Origin of the sequence: Roseateles noduli, assembly GCF_050626985.1 — a bacterium.
In the GTDB taxonomy this organism is placed as follows: Bacteria; Pseudomonadota; Gammaproteobacteria; order Burkholderiales; family Burkholderiaceae_C; genus Roseateles; species Roseateles noduli_A.
In genome coordinates this window covers 2898208-2911187 of sequence record NZ_CP192463.1, presented here as the reverse complement: position 1 = coordinate 2911187, position 12980 = coordinate 2898208, and the positions used below count along the sequence as shown (strand labels likewise).

At 68.1% G+C, this 12980-nt stretch carries 14 protein-coding genes; 5 read left to right on the top strand and 9 right to left on the bottom strand.

What is annotated here, in order from left to right; all coding sequences use genetic code 11:
* Nucleotides 1-123 precede the first annotated feature (123 nt).
* Nucleotides 124-951 carry a hypothetical protein gene (locus ACQ4L4_RS12830; RefSeq protein WP_431104591.1) on the top strand — a complete coding sequence of 276 codons (828 nt, stop codon included), beginning with the start codon at nucleotides 124-126 and terminating at the stop codon, nucleotides 949-951.
* Nucleotides 952-1090: 139 nt separating this feature from the next.
* Nucleotides 1091-1510, top strand: a complete 420-nt coding sequence (locus ACQ4L4_RS12825; RefSeq protein ID WP_377153021.1) for a hypothetical protein — start codon at nucleotides 1091-1093, stop codon at nucleotides 1508-1510.
* Between the two features lie 176 nt (nucleotides 1511-1686).
* Here ACQ4L4_RS12825 and ACQ4L4_RS12820 read toward each other — a convergent pair whose 3' ends face one another.
* The 4 genes from ACQ4L4_RS12820 to ACQ4L4_RS12805 form a co-directional block, all read right to left on the bottom strand.
* Nucleotides 1687-2619, bottom strand: coding sequence for a DMT family transporter (locus ACQ4L4_RS12820; RefSeq protein ID WP_431104590.1), 933 nt, complete (start codon nucleotides 2617-2619; stop codon nucleotides 1687-1689).
* A 41-nt stretch (nucleotides 2620-2660) separates the two neighbouring features.
* The gene (locus ACQ4L4_RS12815; protein ID WP_431104589.1) at nucleotides 2661-4265 is read right to left on the bottom strand and encodes an efflux transporter outer membrane subunit; all 1605 of its coding nucleotides are present in this window, start codon (nucleotides 4263-4265) and stop codon (nucleotides 2661-2663) included.
* A gap of 79 nt (nucleotides 4266-4344) precedes the next feature.
* Complete coding sequence (locus ACQ4L4_RS12810; protein WP_431104588.1) at nucleotides 4345-5997, bottom strand: DHA2 family efflux MFS transporter permease subunit; 1653 nt, start codon at nucleotides 5995-5997, stop codon at nucleotides 4345-4347.
* On the bottom strand, nucleotides 5994-7205 hold the full coding sequence (locus ACQ4L4_RS12805; protein WP_431104587.1) for an HlyD family secretion protein: 1212 nt from the start codon (nucleotides 7203-7205) through the stop codon (nucleotides 5994-5996). The genes ACQ4L4_RS12810 and ACQ4L4_RS12805 overlap by 4 nt, the downstream gene beginning before the upstream one ends.
* A 205-nt stretch (nucleotides 7206-7410) precedes the next feature.
* On the opposite strand from ACQ4L4_RS12805, the gene ACQ4L4_RS12800 reads away from it, so the two are divergent.
* Complete coding sequence (locus ACQ4L4_RS12800; RefSeq protein WP_431104586.1) at nucleotides 7411-7914, top strand: winged helix-turn-helix transcriptional regulator; 504 nt, start codon at nucleotides 7411-7413, stop codon at nucleotides 7912-7914.
* A 19-nt stretch (nucleotides 7915-7933) separates the two neighbouring features.
* Here ACQ4L4_RS12800 and ACQ4L4_RS12795 read toward each other — a convergent pair whose 3' ends face one another.
* Both ACQ4L4_RS12795 and ACQ4L4_RS12790 read right to left on the bottom strand, forming a co-directional pair.
* Nucleotides 7934-8563, bottom strand: coding sequence for a LysE family translocator (locus ACQ4L4_RS12795; RefSeq protein WP_431104585.1), 630 nt, complete (start codon nucleotides 8561-8563; stop codon nucleotides 7934-7936).
* Between the two features lie 160 nt (nucleotides 8564-8723).
* Nucleotides 8724-9530 (bottom strand): AraC family transcriptional regulator, encoded by an 807-nt coding sequence (locus tag ACQ4L4_RS12790; protein ID WP_431104584.1) that lies wholly within the window; start codon nucleotides 9528-9530, stop codon nucleotides 8724-8726.
* Between the two features lie 105 nt (nucleotides 9531-9635).
* Here ACQ4L4_RS12790 and ACQ4L4_RS12785 point away from each other — a divergent pair, with 105 nt between their 5' ends.
* A complete protein-coding gene (locus tag ACQ4L4_RS12785) occupies nucleotides 9636-10001 on the top strand; it encodes a hypothetical protein (RefSeq protein WP_431104583.1) in 366 nt (121 codons plus the stop codon).
* A 15-nt stretch (nucleotides 10002-10016) separates the two neighbouring features.
* Here the strand turns inward: ACQ4L4_RS12785 and ACQ4L4_RS12780 are convergent, their stop codons facing one another.
* Nucleotides 10017-10439, bottom strand: coding sequence for a DUF1810 domain-containing protein (locus ACQ4L4_RS12780; protein ID WP_431104582.1), 423 nt, complete (start codon nucleotides 10437-10439; stop codon nucleotides 10017-10019).
* A 118-nt stretch (nucleotides 10440-10557) separates the two neighbouring features.
* Nucleotides 10558-10779 (bottom strand): YHYH domain-containing protein, encoded by a 222-nt coding sequence (locus tag ACQ4L4_RS12775; RefSeq protein ID WP_431104932.1) that lies wholly within the window; start codon nucleotides 10777-10779, stop codon nucleotides 10558-10560.
* 312 nt (nucleotides 10780-11091) lie between these two features.
* Between ACQ4L4_RS12775 and ACQ4L4_RS12770 the strand changes: the two genes are divergently transcribed.
* Nucleotides 11092-11463 carry a hypothetical protein gene (locus ACQ4L4_RS12770; protein ID WP_431104581.1) on the top strand — a complete coding sequence of 124 codons (372 nt, stop codon included), beginning with the start codon at nucleotides 11092-11094 and terminating at the stop codon, nucleotides 11461-11463.
* Nucleotides 11464-11523: 60 nt separating this feature from the next.
* Here ACQ4L4_RS12770 and ACQ4L4_RS12765 read toward each other — a convergent pair whose 3' ends face one another.
* Nucleotides 11524-12819 carry a hypothetical protein gene (locus ACQ4L4_RS12765; protein WP_431104580.1) on the bottom strand — a complete coding sequence of 432 codons (1296 nt, stop codon included), beginning with the start codon at nucleotides 12817-12819 and terminating at the stop codon, nucleotides 11524-11526.
* Between the last annotated feature and the right edge of the window lie 161 nt (nucleotides 12820-12980).

The window sequence follows — 12980 nt, the reverse complement described above, 5'->3', positions numbered from 1 at the left end:
CGCCGCTGATGCGCTGTTGATCGCTGGTTGATGGGTGGTTGATGGGCTGCGAGCACGCTGCCCCGTCGGGTATGGGCCTTGCCATGCGTGCTCACCGCATGATGCGGTTTCAAGAGGCTCGCGATGGACCGCCCTGCACAACGACGCCCCGGCATGACGCCGACGCTCTCTGCCGTGACGACGGTGAACCCCGCGCTGTCGCTGCATGTCGTCGAGATCATCGGTGCCGTCCCGCCGGACGAAGCGGCGGACGATCACGCCTCACTCGCATCGGCGTCGGACCGACTCGGCGCTACGCAGCTGGTGGCGCGGCTCGTGGATCGGCTGGGCAGCAGCGGCAACGTCCGCTTCACCGTCGTTTGCCCGGCGGACGGGCCGTACGCGGAACGGCTGCGCGGACTGGGTGCGGACATCGTGATCGTCGCCATGCCCGATGACCCGCCGTGGCACGCGATCCAGGTGCTCATCGGGCTGATCCGCAACAGGCAGGCGGCGGTGCTCCATGCGCATCTGCCGAACGCGCATCGCCTCGCGGGCCTGGCCGGAGGCATCACGCGCACGCCGGTACTCGCCACGGTACAGGGCGTTCAGCTGGACATGCCCGATCTGGAAGTGCATCGCCTGATCGCGAGCCAGCTCAGCGTGGTCACCGAGGCGAGCTACTTCCACGCGCTGGGGCTGGGTCTCTCGCCGGAACGCATCAGCCTCGACCCCTTCGACGCGCAGGCCGACGACGAGACGGCGCAGAACAGCCTCGATGCGATCGGGCAGCGGCTGCGATCGCTCGCGGCACCGGCGGAGTCACGTGGCGCGGCGCAAGCCCGCGCGCTCGTTCAACCGCTGGCGCAGGAGGTCGTTGCTCCGGTCACCACCGGCGCGCCGGTCGCGATCCGCGCGGTGCTCGATGAACTCGAGCCTTCACCCGCGCAGACCGCGATGGTCAAGGGGTGATCGGCAAGCGCCGCGGGCATCGGGATTGCCAGTCTTCTCTTGCAAGGGTGCTGTGATGGTTCGAGATGCGATACGACGCAAACCGGACCACGCGGGGCCCCCGGCAAGACCTCAATCCACAGCTTCCAGGAGATCCACCATGAACCCCCGTTCCAAGATCACCACCGTGGCAATGGCGATTGCGCTGGCTTCCGGCGTCGGCTTCCTTCACGCCCAGAGCGGCGGCCAGGGCGGCAGCTCCGGCTCCGTCGGCGCGCGCGACCAGACCAATGATCCGCTGTCCAACAACAACAATCAGGGCAAGGCGCCGCCCGCCACCCCGGCGGCCAATCCGAGCACGGGCCAGCCCGCGACCGCCACGGACATGCAGAACAGCCAGCCGGCCACCAGCAGCCAGAACAACGGCAACAACACGACGACCGAGCAGCGTCAGGACCCCAACGTCCGCACGCAGACGGACCCGATGCCGATGAGCGCGCCGAGCGCCGGTACCTCGTCGACGGACATGTCGACGACGAACACCGACAGCACGCTGCCGGCCCGCGCCGACCGCAACTGATCCTGCTGTCATCACCACGCAAGGCGGCCCGAGGGGCCGCCTTTTTCATGGGCGCGGCGGTCGTTGCGCGACCCCGCCGTACGTCCGACGGCAGCGAGATTGCCGCTTTGCCTTGCAAAGTGCCTTGCAGTGCCTTGCAGTGCCTTGAACGCTGCCTGAAGCTGCTTGGAGCGCTTTCAGCGCGCTCGGCGCGCGAGCCACACGCCGATCGCGACCAGCGCCATGCCGGCCATGGCGAGGCCGGTCAGCGTCTCCCCGAACAGCGACCAGGCGATCAATGCGGTCGTCGGCGGGGTCAGGTAGAAGAGGCTGGCGACATTGACCGCGCTGCCTCTGCGGATCAGCACGTTCAGCAGACTGACCGCGCCGAGCGACAACACCAGCACCAGCCACGCCAGCGCGAACAGGAACTGGCCGGTCCAGTGCACCGCCATCGTCTCGGTCGCCGCCGCGAGTGCGCCGGTGACGAGCAGGCTGGGCACGAACTGGATGATCGAGCCGGTGCGCAGGTCGAAGGACGGACAGAACTTCTTCTGGTAGAGCGTGCCGGCGGTAATGCCGATCAAGGCGATCACGGCCGGCAACAGCATCGTCAGCAGCGCGTTGCCGGGGACCGCCGCGATCTTCTGCGCGACGACGAGTCCTACGCCGAGGAAGCCCAGCGCCAGACCCAGCCACTGCATCCGGTCGATGCGTTCGCCGAGGAACGCGCGCGCACCGAGTGCCGTGACCAGCGGCTGCAGGCCGACGACCAGGGCGGTGATGCCCGCCGGCAGTCCATGCGCGATCGCGGTGAACACGCCGCCCAGATAGACGCCATGCACCAGCAACCCCGTCACCGCGATGTGCCCGCACGCGGACATCGAGCGGGGCCAGGGCGCGCGCAGCACCAGCACCACGGGCAGCATCAACGCGATGACGGCGGCATAACGCCACGCGAGGAAGGTCAGCGGCTCCGCGTCCGGCAGGCCGAACTTCGCGCCGATGAAGCCGGTGCTCCAGACGGCGACGAAGAGCAGCGGCAGCAGGCCGCCGGACCCATGCGTGCGATGCGCAGGCGCAGCGGCCGGCGAAGCAGGGGCGTTGGACGCGGAGGGCGGCGGGCTCATAAGACCCCGATGCTAACGAGGCCCTCCCGCCAGGCGGGCGGCTAGCGCGCCACGCCCCCTGTCGCGTTGGGCGAAAGCAGCGCCGTCGTGGGCGAGGGCGGGAGGGGCAGCGTCTCCTGCGCCTTCTCGGATGGAGCGGGCGTCGCGGCGTTTGTGGTCGCGTCCCAGCCGCCGCCGAACGCGCGGAACGCGGACACGGCCGCGCGCGCGTGGTTCGCGTCCAGCTGCGCGAGCTGGTCGCGCGCGGCGAGCAGCAGGCGATCCTCCTGCAACACCTCGATCAGGCTGGCGGCGCCGCCCTTGTAGGCGTCCTCGGCCGCGTCGCGCGCGACCTGGTGCGCGCGGACTTCCTGCGCGAGGTCGCCGCGTTGCTGCTCGAGCTCGGAGAGCGTGACGATCGCGTTCTCGACATCCTCGGTCGCGCGCAGCATGCGCTGGCGCACCTGCGCGAGCGCTTCGGCCCGCGCGCCGCGTGCCTGCGCGACCTCGGCGTCGACGCGGCCGAAGTCGAACAACCGCCAGTGCAATCCGAGCAGGGCCTGCGGCTGGAAGGCCTCCGAGCTGAACAGCCCACCATGCAGGCTCGACGCACCGAGCACGCCGCCCAGCGTCAGACGCGGGTAGTACTCGGCCGTCGCCACGCCGATGCGGGCCTGGCTGGCGTCGAGCTGGCGTTCGGCGGCGATGACGTCGGGACGACGGCGCATCAGCGTCGCGGGCGTGAGATCGCCCGGCAGCGACGGCACGCGATACGTCGGGGACTGCGAGGACGTCGAGGACCGCGAAAGCGTCTGCGAGGTGGACATCAGCTTCGCCGCATAGGTGCCGGCCTGCTCGCCCATCAGCACGTCCAGGCGATGCTGCTGCTGCGCGAGCTCCGTCCGCAACGGCGGCAGCGTGCCGCGCGCCTGCAGTTGCAGCGCCTGCGCCTCGGCGACTTCGCGCTGCGCGGCGAGCCCGCCCTTGAAGCGATCCTGGATCAGTTGCAGCAATTGCGACTGCGTGCGCAGATGGGCCTCGGCGACCTCGATGCGGGCTTGCGCGCCGCGCACGCGGAAGTAGGCGTCGGCGGCCTCCGCGGCGACGGTCACGCGGGCACCCAGCCGCGCGGCTTCGGCGGCCTGCCATTCCGCGACGGCCGCGGCCTCGCCTTGGCGCAGGCCGCCGGCGAGGTCCGCTTCCCAGCTGGCGCCAACGCCCAGCGTCTGCAGGGTCTGATTGCGGTCGTAGCCGGGAAAGCCGTGCGCGAGCGAGCCTTCAGGGCTCTTCAGCGACTGGCGCTGGCTCAGCAACTGTCCCTGGACAGCGCCCTGAGGCAGCCGCAACGCGCCGGCGCCTTGCGCCGCGGCGCGCGCCTGCTCGACACGCGCCAGCGCGATGGCGAGGTCCAGGTTCTGATCCAACGCGCGCTGAATGATGGCGGTCAGCGCGGGATCGTCGAAGTCCTGCCACCAGGTGCCGAGCGTGGCCGGCGCGGCGCCGTTCTGATGCTGCGCGATCAGGGCCTGACCGGCGAAGCGGTCGTCGAGCGCGCGGGGGCGCTCCCCGGCGCCCGGCATCTGAGCGCAGGCGACGAGGAAGGCCGCGAGCGCGAGCGGCGCGAGCCGGGCCAGCGGGCGGAGGGAGGCGGAATGCAGGAGCGTCATGGCGGGTCTCCTAGGGGATCGAAGGGTTCGGAGCGAGTGAGGGCGGTGGGGCGTCGGCATCAGAGTGGATCGCTGCGCATCAATGCGCATCGGCGGAGGGCGCGGCCGGCGGCGCGATCTTGCGCAGCATCGGCACGAACACCAGCGCGACGACGAAGCAGCCCATCACGATGAGGAAGGCGTCGGCGAAGGTCATCGTCAGCGCCTCGCGGTAGGTCAGGGACCAGAGCTGGCGCAGCGCGGCGGTGGCCGCATCGCTCGACGGCATCGAGGCCGACAGCGACGAGCTCACCGAGGCCAGCAACTGCGTCATCGACTCGTTGCTGGTGTTCAGGTGCTCGGCCAGACGCTGGAAGTGCAGGTTGGTGCGGTCGTTGAGGATGGTCGCGCAGGCCGCGATGCCGATGGCGCCGCCGAGGTTGCGCATCAGGTTGAACAGCCCCGAGGCCAGCTTGAGCCGCGACGGCGGTAGCGCGCCGAGCGCCAGCGTCACCACCGGCGGCACGCTGAGCTGCTGGCCCATGCCGCGCAGCGCTTGCGGCAGCAGCAGCTGATGCGAGCCCCAGTCATGCGTGATCGGCGCGAACTCCCACATCGAGATCGCGAAGAGCGAGAGTCCGGCGAAGAGGATCCAGCGCAGGTCGAAGCGGCTGGCGAGGAAGGCGTAGAGCGGGATCGACATCACCTGGAACACGCCGGTCGAGAACACGGCCAGGCCGATGTCGAGCGCGCCGTAGCCGCGCACGCGGCCGAGGAACAGCGGCGTCAGGTAGATGGTCGCGAAGATGCCGATGCCGGTGATGAACGAGAACAGGCTGCCCAGCGCGAAGTTGCGGTCCTTGAGCGCACGCAGGTCCACGATGGGATGGGGATGCGTCAGGCTGCGGGCGATGAAGGCGACGCCCGTCACGCCGGCGATCCACGCGGTGGCGACGATGGTCGAGTCGCTGAACCAGTTCCATCGCGGCCCTTCCTCGAGCGTGTATTCCAGGCAGCCCAGGAACACCGCGAGCAGCACCATCGACAGGTAGTCGGCGCCCTTGAGCAGCGAGAGGTTGGGCTTGTCGACGCGGACCATCAGCGGCACGACCACGGTCACGACCAGGCCCGGCAGCAGGTTGATGTAGAAGAGCCACTGCCAGGACAGCACGTCGGTGATGTAGCCGCCGACGACCGGGCCCAGCGTCGGTGCGAGCGAGGCGATCGCGCCAATCGTCGAGGCGGCGATCACGCGCTGCTTGCCGCTGAAGTACATGAACGCGGTGGTGAAGACCATCGGGATCATGGAGCCGCCCATGAAGCCCTGCAGCGCGCGGAAGGCGATCATGCTCTGGATGTTCCAGGCCAGGCCGCAGAGCAGGCTGGTCAGCGTGAAGCCCAGCGCCGACACCGCGAACAGCCAGCGCGTGGACATCACGCTGGCGAGCCAGCCCGAGAGCGGGATCACGATGATCTCGGCGATCAGGTAGCTGGTCTGCACCCAGGTGGTGTCGTCCGCGCCGGCCGAGAGACCGCCGCCGATGTCGCGCAGCGAGGCCGACACGATCTGGATGTCCAGCAGCGCGATGAACATGCCGACGCACATCGTCGCGAAGGCCAGCACCTTGTCGCGGGTCGTCAACTGGTCGATGGGGATGACGATGTCGGACCAGAAGGGCGGGCGCTTGCGCGAGAGGGCCGCCGTGTCCGCGGGCGCCCCGGCGCCCGGCGTGGCGGGGAGGGCGGTGCTCATTGCACGCTCGCCGTGGCCGTGGCCGTGGCCGTGGTCGCCTTGGCGGCGCTCGTGGTGGGAGCCGCGCTGGCGTTCTTGGTGCCTGCGCCGGCATGGTTGGTGTCGATCTCGACGACGACGGACAGCCCGGGGCGCAGGCGGCCGAGGCGATCGTCGGCGGGATCGAGCTGGATGCGCACCGGCACGCGCTGGACGATCTTCGTGAAGTTGCCGGTGGCGTTCTCGGCGGGCAGCACGCTGAACTGCGAGCCGGTCGCCGGCGCGAGGCTGCCGAGCGTGCCATGCAGCACGACGCCGGGCCAGGCGTCCGCGCGGATGGTCACCGGCTGGCCGGTGGTCATGCGCGCGAGCTGGTCTTCCTTGAAGTTCGCGTCGACCCACAGGCCTTGCGCGGGGACCACCGACAGCAGCGGCGTGCCGACGCCGACGTAGGTGCCGAGCCGCGCCTTGCGGTTGCCGATGTAGCCGTCGCGCGGCGCGCGCAGCTCGGTGTAGCCGAGGTTGAGCTGGGCGATGTCGCGTTCGGCCCTGGCCTGGTCGAGCGCGGCCTGCGCCTGGCGCTTCTGCGTGGCGATCACGTCGAGCTGGCGCTCGGCCGCCTGCTGTTCGGCGCGGGCGCGCGCGGAGCCGGCCTGCGCGGTCTTGAAGTTCGCCTCGGCGCGTTGGCTGCTTTCGACCGACACGGCCGCGCGGCCGACCAGGTCCTTGTAGCGCGCGAAGTCATCGCGGGCGCGCTGTTCCTCGGCCGAGGCGGCGTCGATGCCGGCGCGGGCCTTCGCGATCACGGCCTGCTGCAACGCGGCGGCCGCGCCCAGGTTGGCGATCGCGGCGTCCTGCGCCTCGACCGCGCCGATGGCGCGCTGCAGCGCGGCCTGGTAGTCGCGGCTGTCGATGCGGGCGAGCAGGTCGCCGGCGTGGACGAACTGGTTGTCTGTGACCGGCAGTTCGGTGATGTAGCCGGTGACCTTCGCGCCGATCACGGTCACGTCGCCGCCGACGTAGGCGTCGTCCGTCTCTTCATGGAAGCGGCCCACCGTCCACCAGTGCGCGCCGTACGCACCGGCCCCGAGCACGACGGCGGTCAGCACGGCCCATTTCAGCGAGGCGCGGCCGAGGGACCTGCGCGGCGTGGCGTCGGGCGCGACCGTCGCGGGGGTTGCCGCGGCTGTCGTGGCTGCGGGGGAGGCGGAAGGCGTTGAAGCGGTCATGGAAGGACTCCGGCGTCGAGGGCCCGCCGGGCGGCGAGCGATGGAGCGGACTATAGGAACGTCACTTTCATCATGGAAGTCACTTGGCGCGGAATGCACTGTTGCGGATTCGTCAACTAACTTTCATGATGAAAGTCAGTGAGAATCGCCGGACCGCCGTCGCGCCGATCGGGTGCGGCGGCCTTGGCACCACAAGGAGACCCCGATGCGCCGCACGAGCTTCGAAGACATGGCCTGCCCGGTCGCGCGGGCGACGGACATCCTCGGCGACAGCTGGAGCATGCTGATCCTGCGCGAGGTGTTCTACGGGCATCACCGCTTCGACGAGTTCGTGACCGAGCTGGGCATCGCGTCCAACACGCTGACGCGCCGGCTGGGGGAACTGGTGGAACGGGAGCTGCTCGAGAAGCGGCTCTACAGCGACAAGCCGCCGCGCTATGAGTACGTGCTGACGCAACGGGGCCGCGACCTGCGGCCGGTGATGCTGGCGCTGCTGACCTGGGGCAACAAGCACGCGGCACTGAAGAACAAGCCGGTGCGCCTGATCGACACGGAGACCGGGGAGCCGGTGGAGCTCAAGCTCATCGACGCCCGCACCGGCAAGGCGATCGGGCCGCAGCACAAGGTGGAGCGGCGATCGGGGCAACCGAAGAAGGTGGAGCTGTTCGCCTTCGACGGCGTGGTGCCGGCGGCGGACGAAGCGGCTTAGACCCTGACGGACGTCGCCGTCAGCGCTGGACCAGCGCGAGCTTGACACCCAGCCCCACGAAGGCGGCCGCGAAGCCGCGGCGCATCCAACGCAGCACCGGCGGTCGCGTGAGCACGCGATCGCGCATCGCGGCGGCGAAGACGCCGTAGACCGCGAACACGGCGAAAGTCATCGCCATGAAGACGAGGGAGAGCTCGATCATCAGCGGCGTCGGGTGCGGCTCATCGCGGGCGATGAACTGCGGCAGGAAGGCGAGGAAGAAGATCGAGAGCTTCGGGTTGAGCAGGTTCACGAGCACCGCGTGGGTCACCACCTGACGCGCGGAGCGCGGCGGGCTGTCGGCGTCGACGGCGAGCGGTCCGCTGTCCTTCAGCGACATCCAGGCCATGTAGAGCAGGTAGACGACGCCGATGTACTTGACCGCGTCGAAGGCGACGGCGCTGGCGTGCAGCAGCGCGGCCAGGCCGGTGATCGCGGCCAGCATGTGCGGGACGATGCCGATCGTGCAGCCGAGGGCGGCGTGGAGCGATGCCCGCGCGCCGCCCGCCAGGCCGGCGGCGAGGGTGACCAGCGCGCCGGTTCCGGGCGAGGCGACGACGATCAGCGAGGTGATCAGGAACTCGGGGTTCGAGAGCGAGGAGAAGGGCACGACGGACCTTGGTGCGGTGAAGGCGGGGAGGTCATCGTCGGCGCGCGCCGGTGGCGCGTCTTGGATGAAATTGCAGGCTGGTCTGTCGACCCATGGACCCGTCGGCCTTGGCCCCCTCGGTACTCAGCGAACTGGATGACCTTCAGTGAGCCTCGTGGCTTCAGCGAAGAGCGGCCGCGTACGCGCCCGGCGCGATGCCGAAGCAGCGGACGAAGTGGCGCGTCAGATGGCTCTGGTCGAAGAAGCCGCTGGCGGCGGCGACATCTGCGAGCGGCGTACCGAGCGCGATCAGCCGGCGCGCGTGCTGCAGTCGGCGCTGCACGAGATAGGCGTGAGGCGGCAGGCCGGTGGCGCGGGTGAAGCCGCGCAGGAACTGGAAGCGGCTGAGGCCCGCTTCGCGCGCGAGGTCGGCGAGGCTGACTGGCGCGGTGAGGTCGTCATCGAGCCGAGACCGTGCGATCGCGATGCCGACAGGGATCGCGGGCAAGCTGGCGGCGCGCGGCTGGAGCAGCGACTGCAGCAGCAGGAGCAGGGCGCCGTCGATGCGGAGCGTGTCAGTGGCCCCGGTCGGCGTGCCGGCCATCGCATGGAAGAGCGCCTCGAAGCGGCCGGCGATGCGGTCGTCGTGCAGCGTGGGTCGGTGGAACTCGACGCCGCCGATGGCGCGGCCCTCCGCGATGTCGGCGACGAGATCGCCGACCAACTCGGGCGAGAGGTACAGCATGCGCCAGGCGCGCCCGTGATCGCCGAGCGGCAGGCCATCGTGGACCTCGCCCGGGTTGACGGTGATCACATCGCCCGCGACGGACTGGACCATGCCGCGACCGCTCGCGGTCTTCTGCGCGCCGCGATCGATGCGGCCGATGCCGAACTCATCGTGGATGTGACGCGGGAACGCCTTCGCGCTGTCGGCGGCGACGATGTCGACGCCGGGGAGCGGGCAGGGGAGGCGGGTGAAGGCGGGCATGGCGCGGCGCGGAGGATGCAGCGACTCTAGCAAGGCCGAGGCACCCATAATCGCGCGTCCTCAACGCCCTCACTGGTTCCCGCGCTCATGCCCACCTCGCTTCGTATGGCCAACATCGTGCAGCTCGTGCTCTTCGGGCTGATGCTCATCGGCAATGCGATGCTGACGGTGTCGATCGGCGGAGAACTCTCGGGGGTCCTGACCTTGCTGCCGCCGGGGCTTGCGCTGATCGCGGGCCGGGCGGACTCCAAGCGGCTTGCGAGCTGGGCGTCGCTTGTCGTGAACACGTTGTGGGCGCTCATCCTCGGCTACATCGTGGTGTTGGTCGCGACGAAGTCGCCGATCAAGCTGGCCGCGGTGCCAGTCTTTGCCTTCGTGCTGTTGGCGCTGTGGAACGTGGCGGTCGCCTGGCTGCGGCTTTTCCCGTCGGAAGACGTCGTGAAGACGCCAGCGGCGGAACCGACGCCGTGAAGCGGTGCTCGCCGTCTAGGCGAGCAGATCCAGCGTGCGCTGATCCGGCTGGCCGCCGAAGTAGCGATCCAGTGCCTCGGTGAACACGGCCTCGTCGGCAGACGCCTTCGCGAAGAGCGTCAGCGATGAGCGGAACTTCATCGCGTCCACGACGCCCAGGATCTGCTCGGCGGTCCTGTTGCGGTGGGTGTTCATCAGCGCCACGCATTCGCGCAGGCGCGGTCCGAGGACTTCGTGGTCGAGATAGGCGATCGCCTCATCCAGCGACTGGATCCCGTAGAACTGCGCCGTGCTGCTCACGCCCAGCCCGCGAAGCTGGGGGAAGAAGTACCACATCCAGTGGCTGAGCTTGCGGCCGCGCTTCAGTTCGGCGAGGACGTCAATCACCTGCGGCGCTTGAGCGTCGAGGAAGCGTTGGAGATTGAAGGCTTTGGGCATGGAGGGCTAGCGTGGGATCGTCGAACTCTAGTCTTCGAATGACGTCAGAAATCAGGGGAACGTCAACCGCCAACTGAAACCACTCAACATTCCCCGTAGTTTTTCTTTCCGCCTTTCGTCAACGTATAGGTGCCGCCGCGAAGGCCTGTGTAGCAAACAGGGGCGGAGGGGGCCTCGTCGCGGCAGCGGAGGCGGAAGTCGCGGCAGGGGCAACCTGAGACGAGCTGTTCGATGCCTGTTGCGTCGGCGCGGGGCGCGCTGGCGGGCAATGGCAGTGATAGTCGCCCGTCTTGCGGTTGGTGTGGCAACTATCGGCGTTCAAGCCGCCGCCGTGGGCCATGGCGGCCCGGGAAATGAGAGGCGCCATCAATGCCGGCAGCGGTCTGAGCAGCTTGTTCAATGCATCCCCCTGCCTCATTCGAAGTCTTATGTTGCTTAGATTCTGCAAACTGCAACTGCAACTGCAACTGCAACTGCAACTGCAACTGCAACTGCAACTGCAACTGCAACTGCAACTGCAGGGCAGGTGGATGGTCCCGCTGAAGCAAATCGTCTCAGACTGGATGGACGAGGGGCCCACCCTGGAGTTTAAGGAGACCCTCCCTGACAGCTCCGACAAAAGGACAGTGGAGTTCTTAAAAGCGTTGCGGGCATGGCGAACCGCCTCGGCGGATACATCGTCTATGGCATACGCTGGGCTGCGCTGCGCTCTCGCTGGAGACCTTTCACCCTCGAGGTCGGCAAGCACATGCTGATGGGCTATCCGCTCGAAGAGACGCGGCGGCTGATCAACAAGACTCAGGATTTCCAGTCCAAGTTCGCAGCACTGTTCAGCGAGGAGCTTAGCCTGATGATCTCGCCGGACGTTGCCAACGACATGGCGGCGGCGGGGTGGGAGCGACACAAAGTCGAAGAGGCCGTCGCGTCCGGCATGCGGTATTCGCCATCGCGCACCACGGTGCTTACGCCCATGATCCGTGGTGGCTTCGGCGACGGCTTCGATGCCGAGTTCGACGACGAGTAGCCGCCAGCGACGGGAATATGCAGTGGTCGGACAGGTGTGGCGTCCGGCCGCTGCCGCCCGTCATCGGAACCAGTCGTCGGCAAGGACGTCATGCCCGAGCGCGATCTCGCGCTCGGCTTCGCGAAGGAAGCTCTCGATCTCTGCGTCCGGCAGGGTCACCCGCACCAAGTGTGAGCTCGAGACATCGACGGTCGCATTCGGATGCTCGGCCAGCACCCGTGGCTCGGCCAGAATTTGCGTCGTACGCTTGTCCAGAGGCGAAAGTGGCTTGAGCTCTTCGATCGTGTCCACGAAATGCCGAAGCTCGTATTGCAGCATTCGCCGGAGCCGCTCCTCGATGTCCGCTCGGCCCTTCACCACCAGCGGATCAGTCTCCGTCACTGCACATCCAAGGGTTCGGGACAACTCCGCCGGCAAGCGCTCCTGATCGTGGAGTGCTTGTACCCCCATGTAGTAGCAGACAGACAATGTGGCGTACATGCGCGTGATGGGCATGTTGTACTCAACGTCGCCTCGCCCTTCCTCTGGCTCGACCTGCGAGCTCGACACCCGCAGGTAGTAGGAGCCGGCGCCGTACACGTGCGATGCCCACGGGAATCTCTGACGCATGCCCTCCAACACCTGCGGGTACACCGTGCTCCAGATCCCGCTGACCGCCGGTCCTCGGTCTTCGGTGAACAAGCGATTGACCTGAATGAGCGTGCAGCGCTGTGCCATCACCATTGCGTCGATGAGGCGTCGATATTGCGGCTTCAACTCCTTTCCCTGCGCATCGACGATGAGCAGGAAATGGCACTGGGTCAGCCCCTCCTCCTCGAAGGCCTTGAAGATCTCGCAGACGGCTCGCCCAGAAACGACCGTGTCCACGAAGATGAACCGTTCCTTGGGCAGGTCGCGCGGCATGTAGCCCAGCCATTCCTGCTTCGCCAGCTTCTCGACCAACTGCTTGTAGAACACTAAGCGAGAATCTTTGCCGTCTCGGCGGACGATTGCCGCGAGAACTTGAGTCCAGTACGTTCTGATCGCCGCCGTCGTCTGGGTCTGCTCATTCGGATCTGCGGAGAACGGCAGCACGATCTCTTCGAAGAACGGGGAACCATTGAGCTCGCCCAGCGCGTTGATTTTTCCCTCAAGCGTTGGCTGAGCACGTGCGTCCAGTCGCCAAGCCATGTGGGCCGCCTTCACGAACGGCATGGCTCCGCGACTCGGGATGACCAGTTGGCCATACCCATCTTGAGCCAGCAACCGGACGTAGTGCGACAGTGCGCAGGCGGCCCTTGCGTAGTCGATCAGGTTGTCGACGGTGAAGTCGGTCTTCCACAACGCCGGCAAGTCTCCCTGCGGATCGCCTGCCAATCTCGGTCCTCCCTTGGATCCTTTGGAAGATTGTCGCCGCCGCAATAAGGCGGCGGTCCACAACGGGGCCCTACTGGAACGTCGTCACCACCAGCCAGCAGTTGGCCGTTGCGATCACCACAAACACCAGCCACGCCGTCAACGACACCAGCAAGACGTCG